Origin of the sequence: Bartonella elizabethae F9251 = ATCC 49927 (assembly GCF_000518165.1) — a bacterium.
In the GTDB taxonomy this organism is placed as follows: domain Bacteria; phylum Pseudomonadota; class Alphaproteobacteria; order Rhizobiales; family Rhizobiaceae; genus Bartonella; species Bartonella elizabethae.
The window spans coordinates 126183-145001 of record NZ_JADB01000002.1 but is presented as its reverse complement, the minus strand read 5'-3'; the positions used below and the strand labels follow the sequence as shown (position 1 = coordinate 145001).

Annotated in this window: 10 protein-coding genes and 1 pseudogene; 1 reads left to right on the top strand and 10 read right to left on the bottom strand. The window is 37.3% G+C overall.

Annotated features, from left to right (window positions below):
- Window positions 1–117 precede the first annotated feature (117 nt).
- The 6 genes and pseudogenes from trxA to T429_RS10280 form a co-directional block, all read right to left on the bottom strand.
- Entirely contained in the window at window positions 118–441 is a 324-nt protein-coding gene (trxA, locus tag T429_RS0103070; protein ID WP_005774353.1) for a thioredoxin, read from the bottom strand.
- Window positions 442–618: 177 nt separating this feature from the next.
- Complete coding sequence (gene addA / locus T429_RS0103065) at window positions 619–4095, bottom strand: double-strand break repair helicase AddA (protein ID WP_005774352.1); 3477 nt, start codon at window positions 4093–4095, stop codon at window positions 619–621.
- A 2-nt stretch (window positions 4096–4097) separates the two neighbouring features.
- A complete protein-coding gene (gene addB / locus T429_RS0103060) occupies window positions 4098–7217 on the bottom strand; it encodes a double-strand break repair protein AddB (protein ID WP_005774351.1) in 3120 nt (1039 codons plus the stop codon).
- A gap of 446 nt (window positions 7218–7663) precedes the next feature.
- Window positions 7664–9238: a peptide chain release factor 3 gene (locus tag T429_RS0103055; RefSeq protein WP_005774350.1), complete on the bottom strand. Its 1575-nt coding sequence runs from the start codon at window positions 9236–9238 to the stop codon at window positions 7664–7666.
- Window positions 9238–10899, bottom strand: coding sequence for a lysine--tRNA ligase (locus T429_RS0103050; RefSeq protein WP_005774349.1), 1662 nt, complete (start codon window positions 10897–10899; stop codon window positions 9238–9240). Before T429_RS0103050 ends, T429_RS0103055 begins: the two co-directional genes overlap by 1 nt.
- A gap of 393 nt (window positions 10900–11292) precedes the next feature.
- A pseudogene (locus T429_RS10280) lies at window positions 11293–12494 on the bottom strand (argininosuccinate synthase).
- A gap of 184 nt (window positions 12495–12678) precedes the next feature.
- Here T429_RS10280 and T429_RS0103030 point away from each other — a divergent pair.
- The gene (locus T429_RS0103030; protein ID WP_005774346.1) at window positions 12679–13320 is read left to right on the top strand and encodes a LysE family translocator; all 642 of its coding nucleotides are present in this window, start codon (window positions 12679–12681) and stop codon (window positions 13318–13320) included.
- Window positions 13321–14057: 737 nt separating this feature from the next.
- Here T429_RS0103030 and rlmN read toward each other — a convergent pair.
- The 4 genes from rlmN to lptB form a co-directional block, all read right to left on the bottom strand.
- Window positions 14058–15284 (bottom strand): 23S rRNA (adenine(2503)-C(2))-methyltransferase RlmN, encoded by a 1227-nt coding sequence (gene rlmN / locus T429_RS0103025; RefSeq protein ID WP_005774345.1) that lies wholly within the window; start codon window positions 15282–15284, stop codon window positions 14058–14060.
- Between the two features lie 42 nt (window positions 15285–15326).
- On the bottom strand, window positions 15327–15830 hold the full coding sequence (locus tag T429_RS0103020; protein ID WP_005774344.1) for an invasion associated locus B family protein: 504 nt from the start codon (window positions 15828–15830) through the stop codon (window positions 15327–15329).
- 702 nt (window positions 15831–16532) lie between these two features.
- The gene (gene ptsN / locus T429_RS0103015) at window positions 16533–16997 is read right to left on the bottom strand and encodes a PTS IIA-like nitrogen regulatory protein PtsN (protein ID WP_005774343.1); all 465 of its coding nucleotides are present in this window, start codon (window positions 16995–16997) and stop codon (window positions 16533–16535) included.
- Between the two features lie 1024 nt (window positions 16998–18021).
- Entirely contained in the window at window positions 18022–18816 is a 795-nt protein-coding gene (lptB, locus tag T429_RS0103010; protein WP_005774342.1) for an LPS export ABC transporter ATP-binding protein, read from the bottom strand.
- Window positions 18817–18819: the final 3 nt, after the last annotated feature.

The following is an 18819-nucleotide window of genomic DNA, read 5'->3' as shown; positions in this document are numbered from 1 at the left end:
AAAAGCATCTAGCTTTTTGCTTTAATTGAACTTCTTTTACAATATATCGTAGAATATTTAAAAAACCTCAAAAGGAGAGATAAAATGTCTCTCCTTTATCGTTGCCTATGTACAGCATTAACTAAGCCCATCTTTTATCCATTCAGAAAGACGTCCTTTAGAGGTAGCGCCAACCATATTTGATGAAACATTTCCATTTTTAAACATCAATAATGTAGGGATAGAGCGCACTCCATATTGGGTAGCCAATTCCGGATTTTCATCAATATTTACTTTGGCAATTTTAACTTGATTTTGCATTTCCGTTGAAATTTCATCTAAAATTGGCGCAATCATTTTGCAGGGACCGCACCATTCTGCCCAAAAATCAACCACAACAGGGGTGGAAGAAGTTAAAACTTCACTTTCGAAATTGTTCTTATCAACTTTTATACACGTCATTGATTTATCCTTTATACTACTCACTTTTTATAGATTGGTATGATAACAATTCATATCAAGTTATTGCAAAGATAAATTATTAAAGGACTTTTCTGTACCAAAAATTGTGGAGCGTGTTTATTTGAGCAATTTTATAAAAGTAAAAAGCGTAAAGATACTTTGAAGAAAAGAAATAACTTATAAGGCAATTTCATCAAGAAATGACTCAAGCTTTTCTGGAAGAAGTTTAAAAATTTTGGCTTCTTTACTGTAGACAAGTAGAGCTTGGACATCTTTACTGGGATGAATAGCTTGTAACAATTTTCGATAAAGAGCCATTTGCAACCAATGATGAGGAGGGATAGCGGCTTCATTTTCTGGTGGGTATCCCGTTTTAAAATCAGCGAAGATAATGCTGTTTTTCGTGATGTGGAGACGATCAATTTGACCAGAAATTGCTTGTTCTTTTCCTCGAATTTTTACAATACCCATTAAAGAAACCTCAGCACGTGAATGCTGAGAAAAAAGAGGTTTGAGGTAAATGTGATCTAACATTTTCCAAACATGGCGAAGAGCCTCTTCTCTTTGGTTTTCATCCCAATGAGAGGCTTTGATATTGAGATAGTTGCGAGCATAATCTTGACGTTTTTGTGGGGGGCAGTCGGGTAGATATTGTAATAATCGGTGAATGAGATTTCCATATTCAATGGAAAAAGCTCTGTTGGTGTTTACTTCTCCTAAAACAGGCGAGGTGAAAAGTTGTTTTGGGCTTGAAGCAAGCTCTGTATCAGCTTCAATGGAAAGGCTTGCGACAGAGGGTTTTAACGGTTTTGGAAGCACTGGTTCTGTTGGTACTTTATGAGAGAAAAAAGCAGGCAAAGGTGGTAAGGCTTGACTCTCAGCGAAAGCGACTTCTTGGTTTATAGGAACAGTAGAAGAAGATGTAATGCAATAACGCCAAGCTGCAATATCTTCTGTGGGGCCTTTTATAGCAACCGCATGGGGTTCAAGGGCTTTTTTTACCAGTTGTAGCCATGTATCAGAGGGCGTTTTTTCACCTTTATATCCACAAACAAATAAACGATCTTCAGCACGTGTCATTCCTACATAAAGAAGGCGCCTATATTCTTCTTCTGCACGCTCTTTTAAATGTGAAATTGCTTGTCTAGAAAGTTTTGTATCAAACTTTTTATTGGGGCACCAAATAAAAGCTTGTTGTCCATTCCCTTGTGTACTGTCTAAAGACACTTTAAGCAAATGAGGCGCATGCTGAGGATGCCAAATCGCACTACCAGGATCAACCAAAAATACAACAGCAGCCTCTAGTCCTTTTGCGGCATGAACAGTCATGATGCGAATTTCTTCATTGTTTTGTTCAAATTCACGCTTAATTTCTGGTTCGCTTGCACTTAATGTTTCTAAAAAAGCTTGTAATCCTGGTAATCCTGTTTTTTGAATGTTAAGCGTATAATCCATAAAAGCATCGAGCACATCATTGGCTTCAGATCCTAAACGAGACAGAATTTTTTGCCTTCCCTTATCATTATTCAAAATATGGCTATAAAACTCGAAAACCGGTATTTTATCCACTAAAGCGCGATAATGGTTCAATTTTTCAAAAGCATCTTTAAAAGACGCTTTTAATGATGCGTTTGTCCATAAGCTTTGCCAAAGAGAGCCGGTGCGGTGTGCGGCAAGCTGATAGAGTTCCTCTTCACAAAAAGCAAAAAGGGGGCTTTTTAATACGCAAGCAAGAGAAAGATCATCTTGTGGCTGCAAAACAAAACGCCCAAGTGCCATTAAATCACGGATACTAATATGTTTGGTGAGTTGTAAACGATCAGCCCCCGCTACGGGAATATTACGGTGTTTAAGAGCCCGAGAAAGCGCTGAGACAAATTTATCACGTTTACGGACCAAGATCATAATATCACTTGCCCGTATTAAGCGTCCCTTTGCTGGAAGCATTTCGCCTTTTTGTAACCAGCCAGCAATCGTTTCAGCAATTTTTTCTGCTAAACGCACTTCAGGGGTATCTAAATGATCAACGCTTAAATGCCAGTCATGCGGAAATTCGCTTATTTCTTTAGAAATAGCATCCCATATAACAACCTCTCCTAGACTATGAACACGAATAGCTTCATGCACCGTTTTTGTATTTTCTGCCGAAAGTCCTTTATAGTTTTCTGGTGTTTCAAAAACAAGATCAACGCTTTTAAGAATATCTGCTGTAGAGCGAAAAGAATAATGCAATTGTATTTTCTCAAATTGCTGATTTGTTTGCTGCACTTTTTTTTGAATGATTCGTCCATTTGCAGCAAAATTTTCTGGGGCAGCGCCTTGAAAAGAATAAATAGACTGCTTTTCATCTCCAACAGCAAAAAGAGTCCGTATATTCGTTCGTTGGCTATACCCTGAGAAAAATTCTTGAGCCAACAGTTGAATAATTTGCCATTGCTCAGGATTGGTATCTTGTGCTTCATCAAGTAGAATATGATCAAGCCCCTGATCAAGTTTATAGTGCACCCATTGGCTTGCACCTTTGCGTTGTAATAAATGAAGCGTGCGCTCAATAAGATCGTCAAAATCTAACAAACCATTGGCCTTTTTTAGATTGTTATAAATTTCGAGATAAATGGCACAGAGCTGAAAAGCAGCCATATTGAGGGTGGCAACTTTTGCGCATTGATATTTTTCTAAAAGAACAAAAATTTTGCTTTGTTTATCTTCAAGAATTTGTTGAATAAAAGGCCAAATTTCATCTGATTTTTTACGAAATAAATGTGGAAAATTACGTGGTTTACCCTCTGTAGTCAAATAAATATCAGAGACAATATTGAGAATATTGGTCTCATCACGCGCTTCTTCTAATTGGGAAAACTTTTCCACTATCTCTTTCAAACGTTGACTGCCATTGGTTTCACAATGCTTAAGAGCATAAAGAGGAAGACGCGCAGTTTGTTGAATTTGTTCTAATAGGGATTGGTTTGTTTCATCAGGCGCTAAGTTAAAAAGCGCGCGCAATTTTTCTTCTCCATTTTCAGATAAAAGAGAAGAGAAAAAATCAGAGAGTTTATGTTGCTTTTCAACAGCTTCATAGAGCAATTGGTTAAAAGTATGTTCGCTAATAACTTGAAGTAACTGTTGTAAAGCAGGCTGTATATCACGACGTATTAAAAGTTGGCAACGGGATTCTTGTCGTAATTTTTTACGACTGATATCATCGGGGAGTTCAAAATGTCCTGCGATATTGGCTTCTAACATAAATTGATGCAAGAGAGATTCACAAAAAGCATGAATCGTTTGAATTTTTAAGCCACCAGGTGTTTCAAGAGCACGCGCGAAGAGTTGTCGTGCATACGTTAATTTTTGCGCATTGACAGGTTTATTTTCAAAGCGTGTTAAGGTTTCTTGCAGCTGTGCGTCATCAAGTTCATTCCAACTGGATAACGTGCGAAAAATTCGTGATTGCATAACAGCAGCAGCAGCTCTTGTATAAGTAAGGCATAAAATACGTGCTGGAGGCGTACCGTTTAAAAGCAAACGAATAACACGTTCACTTAAAACGTGGGTTTTTCCAGATCCAGCATTTGCAGAAACCCACACGTTTTTTTGGGGATGTGTTGCCGTTGCTTGTGCATCAAGAGCAGCTTCAGGAATAGAAAAAAACGTCATGATTACTCTTCTTCATGAAAACCAATTGACCATTCCCACAACCTTGCCAAATGATCGTAGTCACCTTCATATCGTTTTTCTAAGGGAACAGCATGTGAGAGATAGCCTTGTTGTGGATTTTGATAATACGTTATAAGGGCAATAAGATTTTTCCATGCGATTTCACCAAGATTAACGGCACTAAGATAAGTTTTTTTGTCTTTTTCCGTTAAAAGAATGGATTGAGATTTAATTTCACCTTTTCCGTTCAGAGGAACATAAAACAAATTTGAGGGAGTAAGATCTTGAAAATCTGGAAATGCCCCTTCCATCAGCAAAGCTGTTTCTAAAGCCAATTGTGGAAATAATAACTCACGAACTTGTTTTGATGAAGGAGGAGTTCCAGTTTTGAAATCTAGAATTTCAACCGTTTTGTCTGGTAAAACATCAAGGCGATCAGCCCGTCCTGAAAGGGTTACTCCTGTTTTGCCTATAGGAATTTTTTGTGAGACTACTTCAGAATATCGCTCTCGCGGTCCTAAATTTTGTTCCCATTGAATGAGACGTGGAGCAAGATTTTCAAAACTGTTCCACCAAACTGTTTCAATATCGGGTGGAAAATTGAATTTATCAAACTCTTTACGTCCAATAGCAAGCAGAACATTGAGTGCATTTTCAGCATTTGGATTTTTTATTTGTGTGCAAAAAGCGGCAAGAATAGCGTGATAAAGTATTCCGCGCTCAAGTGTGCTGGGGTCATGAATAAGTGTTTGAAGTGGTTTGAGTCGTAAGATTCTTTTGGCATAAATAGCATAAGGATCATACCGCAATGTTTCTATTTCAGTGACTGAAAAATGACGCGGACGCATAGCAAGAGGTGGTACAGGACAAGGACGCTTCACTTCAGAATTTACGCTTGTATGATCAAGCATCTTGCTCCAATAGAGGAGTATTTCACCGCGTGCACGAATTTGTTTCCAAACCTGTTTTCCTACAACTGTTTCTATACGTTGTAGCCAACGTGAAGGAATAGAAGGGGTATGATTAACCCGCAATGCGCGACTCATCACCACTTGATCCATTCCCATAGCCCATTGAAAATCATGCGCAGAAACACCTATACGCTGCTCTGGTGGTTCCAGAGTTAACATCATTTTCATTGGTCGCGATAAAAAAGCATCATTTCGGGTTGATATCGGCCATGAACCTTCATTAAGACCGCCGATGACCACTGTATCAACCGTTTGCAAACGCGATTCCAAAGTTCCCCAGATGAATAAACGTGGATGTCCTCCAGGTGAAGGCGTGACGGAACGTGTTGCGATCAATGCAGAAAACATAGCAGGCCATTCGCTCAGATGAAATGTTAATCCTGATTGATCACTGACCAATTCACGCAAAAAATTTGATAGAGCTTGTCCTGCTTCGTGTTGATAAAGATGGGCAAGAGAATTATCATCATCGCGACCAAAATTCTCAAAAACTTCAACAGTTGCTATCGCAGCTTCGGTGATAGTGCATTCTTTCTCTTGTTTCATGAGAGAGGTTAAAGGTTCAACAGCTTTCTTCAAAAGATGACACAGAAAACGTGCTTCTTCAAACTTCTGTTGATCAAGGGCATTCACTTCAGAACGATCATGGGAATATGTTTCAATCCATTTTTCAAGGAATTGATCACATTCAAAAAGATTGATGCGCCCTGTATTCCCTCGAAGTACAAAAAGTTCAAAATTTTCTGCCAGTTCGCGTAAGCGATGACGGTTTTGATGGAGTGTTGTCAGTGGATGTTTCAGAAGAGAAAGAAAAGCAATGGGATCATCAGGTTGCAAAATATTTTCTAAGATCAGTCGCAAAAGCGTTACAGGCAATGTTTGGGCAAGTGGTATTCCTCCTGAATCATTTGCTTCAATACCAAACCGCTGTAATTCCGCAGCAACACGGCGGGCTAAATTACGGTCATTTGTAATAAGGGCTGCAGTTTTTTGGGGTTCTTCAATAGCTCTTCGTAAAGCAACAGCGATCGCCAGAGCTTCCTCACGTTCATTTATAGCTTCAATAAATGACCAATCTGCACAAAATTCTTCATAATCATCACGGACAATTTGTACCCATTTATCGGTTGTAGAAGCTGGTCGAAATACTTCTGATAAAAGCGCCATTCGCCTTTTCTTTGTTGTGCTCTGTTGGCCAATTTCACAAACATGGTTGCGTTGACACTCCATGAGAGAAAGAAGTTTTTTTAAATGATATTGAGGATGGCTAAAAATATTTTCTGCATGATCAAAAGAAGCACACGCTTCTTTTTCTTTATTGCTTGTGCCAAGTGCATTCCATTGTTCTTCATCCATATGAAAATCAAGGCCCGCAAGAACAACAGCTCCTTTTGGCAGAGAGGCTATAACCTTTAAAAGATGAGAAACTGCGGGCATAGAACCTGATACACCAGCCGTAATGATAGGTTTATCAGATTGTGCACGTCGTAAAGTCTCTGCGTGCATTGTAAGTGCTTGATTACGCCATTCAGCAGGATTACTGCGTTGCCTTTCTGTTAAGATTTGTGGCCAATTTTGTGTCACAATCGTTAAAAAATCGAGCGTTATTTGCCACCATTCAGCAACCATATCAGGAGCAATATCTTTAAGTTTCGACCAGTCTGCTCCTTCTGTTTCAATTTCATCCATCAAATGTGCTAAATCTTGAGCAAGCCAAATTGCATCGGCACTATGAGCCGGTATAAGCACATCTTCTGTACCAAACATGGCACGCAGATGTGCAGGCAAATTTTCACGCCATGGACGAATAAGGCGCGCTAAAAGCAGCAAGCGTTCGCTTTCGCCAATGGGTGGATTGAGAGTGCTGATATAATTTTCAACAAAAAGAAAACTATCTTCATCGACATCTCCTAGAGCACGAATGGTTGGCAAGAAGGTTGATCGTGTATCGCTTCTTTCAACAAAGGCTAAACGCAAAGCGCGAGCCGCACGACGTGTCGGAACATAAATAAGGCTATCGGCAAGAGCCGTTTGAATATCTCCATTGGGAGCAAAATTATCAATAAGAGCACCAGAGAGAAGCGCATCAACAAAGTGAGGCAAAAAAGCTGTTCCAGAAGAAATAGAAAAGACACGTGGTTTATAAGTCATATGATATTGTATTTGGAATAACAAATTCCATCTTATTGATTATTTGTATTATTTTGACTGTATACAATTTTCATACAATGAAAAGCTCTATTTATACAGGAGATTCTTAATTTAGATTTTAAAAAGATTGAAAGACATTCCATGTCTTACGCTATCGTGAAAAAACATATTAAAAATTTTTTGATATGTTTCAACGAAGAATAGGCGATAGCTTGTTTTCTAACTCACATAAATACTCTAAAAACAAATATTAAATTTTTAAAAGGCTCCAAAAGTACAAATATATTGTAACTTATTGATTGTAATAGTTAAATTCACAGCTCTTTTTCTATCGTGCACTCTGAAAATGTTCTTTACATACTCCTTACGTTTTCAGAAAAAAACACTCCAACTCAACGTGAAAAATCATTATATACTAATTGTTGTGTAAAATATTTTTCTTTACGTTAAGAGCGTACTTGATAATCTTTAAAAGCAGAAAATTTTATTTTAGGAGCTCTTTCTGCCTCATAATTTAATGAAAAATGGTTCTCTGCTAAAAATACTGGATCACCCTCTAAATCATACGCAATAGCAGAACGGTGATTGCTGAGGAACTTTTGCAACTCATCTTTGCTCTGCGCTGAAACCCAACGGCATAAATTAAAACGCGCAGACTCAAAATTCACCGGTAAAGAATATTCTATTTTCAATCGCTCTTTTAAAACATCAATTTGCAAAGCACCAATAACACCAATGAGAGAAGGTGACCCATCATCTGGAATAAATAATTGCACAACCCCTTCTTCCGCCATCTGTTGCAAAGCTTCTTTAAGCTTTTTTGCTTTCATTGGATCGCCTAAACAAACACGACGCAAAATTTCTGGTGCAAAATTGGGAACTCCCTTAAAGAGGATATCTTCTCCTTCAGTCAAAGTATCGCCAATCCGTAACGTTCCATGATTAGGGATTCCTACGATATCACCAGCATAGGCTTGATCAGCAATTTGGCGTGAACGCGCAAAGAAAAATTGTGGAGCCGAAAGTGTCATCGGTTTTCCTGTTCGCACCAACTTTGTTTTCATGCCACGTTCAAGTGTTCCAGAACAAACCCGAAAGAAAGCAATACGATCACGGTGATTAGGGTCCATATTTGCTTGAATTTTAAAAACAAACCCTGTCATTTTAGATTCCGTTGCAACAATGCTGCGACGATCTGCGTCCTGATCACGAGGACTTTGACCAAAATCAATGAGTGCATTGATCAAATCACGAACACCAAAATTGCGTAAAGCCGAACCAAAATAAACTGGAGTCATATGACCTTCACGAAAAGCTTGAAGATCAAAATTTTTGCAAGCATTTCGAGCAAGTTCCACCCCTTCAATAAAAGTTGAACGTTGATACTCAGGAAGCAGATTTGCAACCTCATGGGAGCCAGAAACTATCTGTTGTGTTATCTCATCGTCTTTTTGACGAAAACGATTATGATGAAAATCAAAGGTCCCAACAAAATCTTTACCCGTCCCAATGGGCCATGTTATGGGCGCGGTATCAAGCGCTAGCTTTTCCTCAATTTCATCTAAAAGCTCTAGAGGATCACGCGCCTCACGATCCATTTTATTGATAAAAGTAACAATAGGAATATCCCGCATCCGGCACACTTCAAATAATTTCAGTGTTCTAGGCTCAATCCCGCGGGCACCATCTAGCACCATGATAGCACTATCAACAGCTGTCAGCGTGCGATAGGTATCGTCTGCGAAATCTTCATGACCGGGCGTATCTAAGAGATTAAAAATATGATTTTCATATTCAAACGTCATCACTGAAGTCACAACGGAAATACCACGATCACGCTCAATATTCATCCAGTCAGAACGGGTTTGAATACGATCCTTTTTAGCTTTTACTTCTCCTGCAAGTTGAATAGCACCACCAAACAATAAAAGCTTTTCTGTCAATGTCGTTTTTCCAGCATCTGGGTGAGCAATAATTGCAAATGTACGGCGTCGCTTTACTTCTTGCACTCTTCTCTCCATTATTCCTCCACAGATCGCGCAAGTGCTTCAGAAATTAGTGCACGCATTTCATTAATCCCATAAAGCGCAATAAATGATCCCAATCGTGGTCCTCGTTCCTGCCCTAAAAGGACTTCATAGATCATTTGAAAAAAGACATTTGAAACACCCGGTCCCCCTTCAGGGCTTTTTTTGTTATGATCTTGATAGCGTTCTATTAAACGTGCAACATCAAGAAGTGCATTTTGAATCATATTGCTATCAGCAGTTTCAGGCAGACTGGCTAATTTTGCATCAATTTGCGTTAATGTTGCCCGTTCACTATCATCTGCTGCTCGAAATTTTTTGTTAGGTTTTACAAAAACATCAAAATATTTAAGAGCAAATTGCACTAACTGATCAAGTTCTGGATAAGTTTGTGCATTGGCTCCTTGAGCATAGCGAGAAATAAACCCCCAGAGAACCTCTTTATTCTCTGCATTTGAAGCACTTACCAAATTCAACAGAAGAGCAAAGGGCACCGGTAAATCAACCTGTGGAGGACAACCATTATGGATATGCCATACTGGATTATTAAGCCGTTCTTGCCAACTTTGACGACCATAGGCTGAAAGATGTGCATAATATTCATCCACGACTTTGGGAATAACATCAAAATAAAGCCTTTTAGCTGTTTTGGGCTTTGAAAACATATAAAGCCCTAAACTCTCCGTTGGAGCGTAAGTAAGCCATTCATCAATGGTTAAACCATTTCCCTTGGATTTGGAAATTTTCTGACCCTTTTCATCCAAAAAGAGCTCATAGTTAAACCCTTCTGGAGGTTTTCCACCCAAGACTTTACAAATTTTAGAAGAAAGATTTGTGGAATCGATAAGATCTTTTCCTGCCATTTCATAATCAATGCCAAGCGCTGTCCAACGCATCGCCCAATCAACCTTCCACTGACACTTGACCTTGCCCCCTGTAATCTCCGTTTCTATAGTTTCTCCTGTTTCAGGCTCGATATAAGTAACCGTTCCTTTTTCAACATTACGCGCAATCATCGGTACTTGTAATACTTTTCCAGAAAAGGGAGAAATCGGTAAAAAGAGAGAATAGGTCGCCTGGCGTTCTTCACCCAATGTTGGTAAAATAATTGCCATCACCTTGTCATAACAGGCGAGAATTTTTAAAAGTGTTTCATCAAAACGACCGGAACTGTAATAATCTGTAGCACTTGCAAATTCATAATCAAAACCAAAACGATCAAGAAAAGCCCGTAAACGTGCATTATTCGCCGCTCCAAAAGAAGGATAATCATCTCCAAAAGGATCAGGAACGCGGCTCAACGGTTGACCAAGATAATGTTCCATCTTCTCGCGATCAGGGACATTCTCAGGGACCTTGCGCAAACCATCCATATCATCAGAAAAACAAAGCAGCTTTGTTTTTACTTTATTCTCCGTAAGAATATGAAATGCATGACGCACCATAGTTGTACGTGCCACTTCACCAAAAGTTCCAATATGCGGTAAACCAGAAGGTCCATAACCTGTTTCAAATATTACACTGTCTGGATAACCCGTCTTTTCGTATCGTTTGATAATCTTACGTGCTTCTTCAAATGGCCAAGTTCTCGATTGAGCAGCCGCATCCTTTAATTCAGACGTAAGGCTAAGGGCATCACACTGATTACGCATCATTATTTATCCTAAAAATTATACTCTTTCAAAATAGGGTGTATGGTTCTTGAATTTATTCGTCAATAATAGCAAGCAAAAAGATGTAAATTTCTTGATATTCTTAACTCACAATAAAAAACCCGCCCTCGCTGTAAACATATTTTGTTCTGAGAAAAATAAAAAACATTGAACATGATAAAGAAAAACTGCCTCATTTTGATTGTCAAAGCTTTCATTGCTCTTATCATGAGGCTTGCTTATCATATTTATCAGCACAAAAGTGAGCCCTCTAACAGTGAACGAGAAAACTTTAAAAACCAATAAAAAAATATTTAAATGATGTGTTTCATATAAAAACAATGCCCCAACATGAGACTTGTCAAAGTGATTTTTTATTTCTTTTCTTTACACCCTTTATGACATACGGCTTAATATACGCAAACGTAGAAAATTGAATTTAATAAAACCTGTTTGCATCTCTTTGATCATAAGCACCTTGATTATCCTCGATAAGTTACCAACGCACTTAAAATAAAGTTATTTTTGATTTTGACACCCTTTAACAATCACATTTCCTTTATAGAGCTTTAGTGTAATTTCATCTTCAATATGTTCTTGAGATAAATCAATCGCTGCCTGCAACATCTTGCATTCGGAAGAAAACTAAAAGCTATAATAAATGAGTTCTGCTTAACGGAGCATCAATTCATCTTTCAAATGCGTTGCACCATAATTTAGTGTTAAGATTCTATTGCTCTTTGATCCGTTAAAAGGATGATCCCCTCCCCTAGTGTTTCATAAATACTCCACGACTTCATACCTACAAAGCAATTATGTGCCAAATCTAACCAACCAATAGCAATTATGTGCTCGTAATGATTAATTCTGCAAATCAAGTTGCAGGCAATAAATTTTTTCCATTGATTAAAATAGCATTGCCTTTTTTAAAACCAAGAATGATTCTGGTTTCTTGATCGTGTGCATCTTTCAGCGAAAAAATACACAAGTGGACATCTTCAGGAGCAAGAGAAGTGCTGGATTTTCTAAAATCTTTCCTCCTGATGAAAAAGGACATAAATTTTTCCCACTTAAAAAGGTGCTTCGCCTTGCTTATTCTTTTCTATAGGTATTTTATGTATACGGACAAATTCAAACAGATCTGCTCGACTTCTTAAAATCCCAATCACACCTTGGGGCAATACCCTTTATATCAGAACTTAAAAGCATAAGTGAAAAGCGTACCTGATCATTGCCTTTACCTGTTTCCCCATGAGCAATTCATCTACCCCTGTTTCCCTTAATAATTTCAATAAGGCGTTTTGAAATAAGTGGACGTGAGATTAATGTCCCTAAAAGATAAATTCCTTCATCAACGGTATTTACTCGAAACAATCGGAAAGACAAAATCAAGCATAAATTCTTCGTGCAAATCTTCATTATAGATTTTTTTAATACCCTAGCATTTCAGCTTTACAACAAGAAAGTTCTAGCTCTTCCCCCTGCCTCAAATCCGCCGTAAAATTTACAACTTCAACGCCTAGCGTACTTTGCAACTATTTAAGAATAATTGATGTATCCACCCACTCCCTTGAATAAACAAAAACAATATTTCTAATATTTTGTTACTTTTTCACTCTAAAGTTCTATACGCGTTACTCTTTTTTTCCCAAAAATCACAACAGCGCAAGAAATGTGAAAATAAATTCTCTTTAAACAACATTAAAAAGACTCAAAAAGCGTAAATAAAGGCGAATCGGATTGTAAATAGTAAACACGGTTTAAAAATAAGAGGAGATTTTCGTGTCATTTCTACCGGAGTGGTCTATTATTGTGCAATTTGCTTTAGCATCTTTGATTTTAGCACTTATTCCAGGACCTGATATGATGCTTTCTGTAGGGCGAACAATTACACAAAGCAAAAAAGCTGGAATTATGTGCGCCTTGGGAAGTGCAACAGGATTTGCTATTCAGGTTACCGCTGTAGCTCTTGGCTTATCAGCGCTTATTTTTGCTGCGCCACACACTTTTGTTCTTCTGAAAATTGTCGGGGCCTTTTATCTTTTATGGTTTTCTTTCCAAGCTTTACGGAGAAAACCAACATTTTCTTTTGAACAAACATCTTCTAAATCTCAAAGCTCCAAACGTAACTATCTTGCTGGTATTGGAATTAATCTTCTCAATCCTAAAGTTATACTCTTTAATGCAACATTCTTACCACAATTCATCAATGAGAATGATCCTATGGCAACACAAAAGCTGCTCTTTTTAGGACTCTCTTATATTCCTATTTCTTTCCCCATTACAATTTCTGTTGTTTTTACAGCGCATAAACTGACCAAAACTCTTAAACAAAACCCTCTTTATATTCGCTTTCTCGACTGGCTTATTGCAGGGACCTTTACTAGCTTTGCTCTCCATCTTCTTATCGTTACAAAAAATTGATTTATAAGGTGTAATCTATCGTTTTTAATTTAAATTGGAACTCTAGATATTGTGAAACGCTTTCTTTTTAAATGTTATGTTTATATTCAATTAAACAAGAGCTCTCCCTTATACAGCACAAGAAAAGTGAGTGTTGTCGTGTAAATAATAACGACTTCAGAAAAGAATATTTCTTATGAATCACCTTAAACTCTGAAAGATTCTACAACATTGAAACCTAAAAGTATGAATAGTATCATATATTTCATAGAAGCTTTTATGTTATGCTTTTCACAGGCATTGTCGTGATATGGGAAGTGCATTAAGAAATGTTTTTCTTTAAACATGTTAATGGATAATAACAATGGTCTTTATTATATTTTAGACATGCCGTTTCGTGTGAAGCGTAATCTTTCTAAAGAACGCAATAAAAAAAGCATAAAGAAATGTATATCTCCACTCTTTAAAAGTTATTATCATAGAGATGTTTTTAAAAGTCATAGAGCCTGAGTAAAGAGTGTGAGATGGAAATGAACGACTCTTGAGACTTTCCTCTAAATTAGGCTGCCTCCTCATTTTAGAGATTACACAAACAGACTTTATGTAATCTCTTTCCTCTTATTAAACCTATAAAAGTAAGAACTTTTCGTCTCGCACGGATCCATTTTAATCTCTTGTCTTACACATACTACTCCATGAGGTTTATACGCGTCGATTTACGGAAAAAATACAGGCTTTATAGACTAAAATTGTGTTAACTAATGACCAATAGCACTTTCAAGTTTCAAACGTTCAGATTTTCGTAAGCGCTCTGAGGCCGATTTAAGCTGTCCACACGCCGCTAAAATATCGCGTCCACGTGGTATCCGAATAGGAGAAGCATAGCCTGCTTGATTAACAACATCAGCAAAACGCTCGATTTGCTCCCAATCAGAACATTGATAATTACTCCCTGGCCACGGATTAAAAGGAATTAAATTGATCTTCGCTGGAATACCTTTTAGCAACTGTATTAATCGCTTAGCATCATCTAAACTATCATTGATATCTTTCAGCATAACATATTCAAATGTGATTCGTTTTGCATTAGACAGACCAGGATAATTACGGCAAGCATCCATAAGCAAAGCAAGCGGATATTTTTTATTGATGGGAACAAGCATATCCCTTAATGTATCGTGTACGGCGTGGAGTGAAATTGCTAACATCACACCAATTTCTTCGCCAGTTCGGATAATTCCAGGAATAACCCCACTGGTTGAAAGCGTAATCCGGCGTTTTGATAAAGAAAGCCCATCGCCATCAGAAGCAATCAATAAAGCTTTTTTTACAGCTTCAAAATTATAAAGAGGTTCTCCCATTCCCATCATAACAATATTGGTAATTTTGCGCCCTTCAACAGGAACAATTGCCCCATCAGGCGTATCCTTATCAGGAAAATCCCCCAAACAATCACGTGCAACCAACAATTGTGCCAAAATTTCTTCCGCCGTCAGATTGCGAACAAGCATCTGCGTTCCCGTATGACAAAAAGAGCAGGTTAATGTACACCCTACTTGCGATGAAAGACATAAGGTCCCACGTCCTTCTTCAGGGATATAAACCGTTTCAATTTCAACAGGCCTTCCAGCCCCACGCGCTGGAAAACGTAAGAGCCATTTACGTGTACCATCCTTTGATATTTGTTCTCCAACAATTTCCGGACGTGCAATGGAAAAATGACGTTTGAAAGTTTCCTGCATTGCTTTAGAAATGTTCAGCATTTCATCAAAATTTGAAACGCCACGGACATAAAGCCAATGCCAAAGTTGACGTGCACGCATACGCGTTTGACGCTCTGGTACACCAAGTGTCTTTAAAGCTTGCACTATTTCATCTTGCGATAATCCAATTAAAGAGAGCTTAGAACTCTCCTGTACCACCACATCATCTGTTTTTTGTGCTAAACATGAACCAACAGGTCTAAGATCATAGGAAACAGCCATTGCTTTCCAATTTACATTACTATTTTAGAAGTTATCAAAACCTTAATGGCACTTTTGAGCCGCATTTAATGCAGCAGTGACCCCTTTTAAGGAATAAGTATAGGTGGTGTGCGTTCCCCGTTTTGATATTGCTTTCACGGTCATATTGTTTCCAGCACGCATAGCAGAAACAAGCTGCTTTTCTAGCTCTGATGACGCCAACCAAGCTGAAGAATCCTTCGTGAAGAAATCAAAATCCTTATCTCCAATGGTCACTGTCACTCTCGACCCTTCTTGAAGCGTATAACCAGCCATAAACTGCGGTTCAAACGAAACAGGCGATTGAGAACGCTTGGTAACTAAGAAAAAATTATCACCATGATTAACCGTCGTTGGAAGAGCCTTTAAAGGAATAGATAATACATAGCAAATCGTATTTTGGGACGATTTATAAGAATAGACTCCCCACGCTTCAAATTGATTTAAACGGCTTGGCGTTTGTGCACATGCTGCCCCAGCTGTAATAAGAACCATTACAGATGCAGCAATAACAGTCTTTTCAAACATCTTCATTTAGCTCACTTCTTTAATCTTTAACAAGATTCTCTTCATTGGAAAAGTTCAAAAAAAACTCCTCGACACTCATGTATAATTATCTTAATTCCTTTAATAAGCGAAATATTTCCACAATAATCAGAACATATTTTTACGTTCCATTGTGACCTTTTAGTCATTACCAAAATATGAACTTTTTATTCAATAATCACATTAAAAAACAATATTTTTAATTTCACACCACCCTTTTCGTTTTTTATGAAAAAACGGTACCTTTAAGCAATATGACTTTAAAACAAGATGAAAATATACCACCACTCTGCTAAGAAATAAACCACACTCTTTATATCACAGGCAATCTGCTGAAAAACTCTGAAAATAAACCCTACACTCCCCAAAAAAATTCATAGAACCTCATACCTTGTGAATACCACTTCTCAATTTTACACATTCAATATATGTATGTCTTTAAGATACTCCACCTTTCAATTATTATAGTGTATTCATACCTCGTATTCAATATCGTCCTGATATCGTCTTTTCATAATCTTAATATTATCAATATATTAAATCATAAAATGTAGAAACCTTAGATTCTGTCTCAATGGCGAATCGCATAACGTTATCTTTTACCATCAGCCCTTTAAGATACAAATTATATTATTTTAAAACTCTATGGTGTATACATCACAATTTATACACTTATAATCTTTTTTAAGCCGCATTTGATTCTGAAGTTTGAATCAATAAAGCATAAAGCGCATTAGCATTATGCGTATTGCGTAATTTTTGCACAACATCAGCATGACGCAAAACACGTGCAATCTGTGATAAAGCTTTTAAGTGATCTGCGCCAGCATTTTCAGGTGCCAAAAGAAGAAAAACAAGGTCTATAGGCTCATCATCGAGAGCTTCAAAATCAATAGGACTTTCAAGACGTGCAAATATACCAATAATCCGATTAATATCAGGTAATTTTCCATGCGGAATCGCAATACCACTACCCAGCCCCGTCGAACCAAGTTTCTCACGTTGCAAAACAATATCAAAAATTACATGCTCACTAAGACCTGTCAGCTGAGACGCTTTTTCGGCTAAAATTTGCAGAACTTGTTTTTTCGAATTCGCCTTAAGAGCCGGAATAATTGCTTCCGGTGCTATTAACTCACTCAAATTCATCCTTTAATTTTCCTCTTACACGCTCAAATGCTCATCAATAAACCTATAAACGGTATTGATATTTAAAGTTCTTTCACTTTTCGCAACATCGCATGTGTTTTTATTTTTTAATTGATAACAGGTGAAGGCTTAATACGTCTCATATCACTTTTAACAGAACAATAAATAGTGTTTAGCTCCTCATTAACAGCATGAGAAAAGAAAAAAAGAAATGAAGTTGTTCATAAAATTAATTTCCTTAAGACACTAGAAAAGGACATTATTCGTAAATTTATTAAACTTGTCACAAGAGTTAACGCATAATCCCCATTAGATTTTTTCTTTCTTTAAAAATGAGCTCTTAAATAGAATGAGAACCACATTGAGCAAAATAGACCTTTAATTTTAAAATCACTGTATAGCTTAAACAAAGCCTTATAACAAGAACCTAAAGCTTTTCTCCTATTTAAATACGCCATACAAACTAGTAAAACAGGACAATCCTATTAAATAAACGCAATATATAACGGATGGATTCTCCAATCAAAATATCCAAAACAGCATCATCGATATGTTCTTTGATGGAACAGAGAAAGTATGATGAATATCTCTCACCTTTTCTATGCTACAATCATGAGTAAGCTCAACCAATAAAATAATAAACTCATCTTAAGTGAGGAAGCCTCTTTCACCACTCAATGAAAATTTATTAAGTTATACTCATAAAAGAAGTTTGGCATAAATAAGGAGATTTTCAATAATATCAGAGAAAAACTTATTGCACAGCTCAATTAAAAAACTTTATCCTAAAGTCACATTCTTTTATTGATTTACAGCTTTTAATAACATTATCATCGTATTCTACAATAAAGAAAAATTTGCCTTTGTTTCTGTAATAGAAATATATCGATGACATGATTTATTAATAATCACAGTGAAGCCTTATCTACCTCCTTTGAAATGTGTTTGATTACTTAGAATAGTGTTTGTGGCGACCATGTTATTTTTTGTTAAACTTAAATGGAAACGTATGAAAGCTGTAAAATCATAGAGAAAACTGATTGCCCAAATAAATTCTGCGAACATCAACATTGTTGATAATATCGTGAGGACGACCGTGAACCAACACTTTGCCGGTATGAATAATATAAGCGCGGTCGACAAGCCCTAATGTTTCGCGTACATTATGATCTGTTATTAAAACACCAATGCCACGCTTCGTTAAATGACGAATAAGCTGTTGAATATCAAAAATAGCGATAGGATCAATTCCTGCAAATGGTTCATCAAGTAACATAAAATGAGGTCGAGAAGCTAAAGCGCGCGCAATTTCAAGTCGTCGACGTTCACCCCCAGATAACGAAAGAGCAGGCATTTTACGTAAATGATCAATTTTAAACTCATGTAAAAGACTATCGAGCTCTTCACGTTGTTTAAGGCGATCTTTTTCAACGACTTCTAAAACAGCTTTGATGTTATTTTCTACGGAAAGTCCACGAAAAATAGAAGCTTCTTGGGGAAGATATCCAATACCTAAACGCGCCCGTCGATACATCGGAAGATGTGTGATATCAAATCCATCAATCTTAATGGATCCTCCATCAGATTTTATGAGCCCTGTAACCATATAAAAACAAGTTGTTTTACCTGCCCCATTGGGACCTAAAATACCAACGGCTTCTCCCGTACGAATGCCAAAAGAAACACCATTAACCGTTGGTCTTCCTCGATAAACTTTAATCAAATGGCTGGCAATCAAGGTTCCTTTTAAGCGCTTTTTTGAAGCTTCACTTGTAAAATCATACTGATCAGTTTGTTTTTTTCTTTTGATTCCAAACATGAA

What these genes read in the sequence shown, in the direction of transcription:
- addB (WP_005774351.1), bottom strand. Translation starts at nt 7,217, where the DNA reads ATGACTTATAAACCACGTGTCTTTTCTATTTCTTCTGGAACAGCTTTT.
- rlmN (WP_005774345.1), bottom strand. Translation starts at nt 15,284, where the DNA reads ATGGCTGTTTCCTATGATCTTAGACCTGTTGGTTCATGTTTAGCACAA.
- T429_RS0103020 (WP_005774344.1), bottom strand. Translation starts at nt 15,830, where the DNA reads ATGTTTGAAAAGACTGTTATTGCTGCATCTGTAATGGTTCTTATTACA.
- trxA (WP_005774353.1), bottom strand. Translation starts at nt 441, where the DNA reads ATGACGTGTATAAAAGTTGATAAGAACAATTTCGAAAGTGAAGTTTTA.
- T429_RS0103050 (WP_005774349.1), bottom strand. Translation starts at nt 10,899, where the DNA reads ATGATGCGTAATCAGTGTGATGCCCTTAGCCTTACGTCTGAATTAAAG.
- addA (WP_005774352.1), bottom strand. Translation starts at nt 4,095, where the DNA reads ATGACGTTTTTTTCTATTCCTGAAGCTGCTCTTGATGCACAAGCAACG.
- lptB (WP_005774342.1), bottom strand. Translation starts at nt 18,816, where the DNA reads ATGTTTGGAATCAAAAGAAAAAAACAAACTGATCAGTATGATTTTACA.
- ptsN (WP_005774343.1), bottom strand. Translation starts at nt 16,997, where the DNA reads ATGAATTTGAGTGAGTTAATAGCACCGGAAGCAATTATTCCGGCTCTT.
- T429_RS0103055 (WP_005774350.1), bottom strand. Translation starts at nt 9,238, where the DNA reads ATGGAGAGAAGAGTGCAAGAAGTAAAGCGACGCCGTACATTTGCAATT.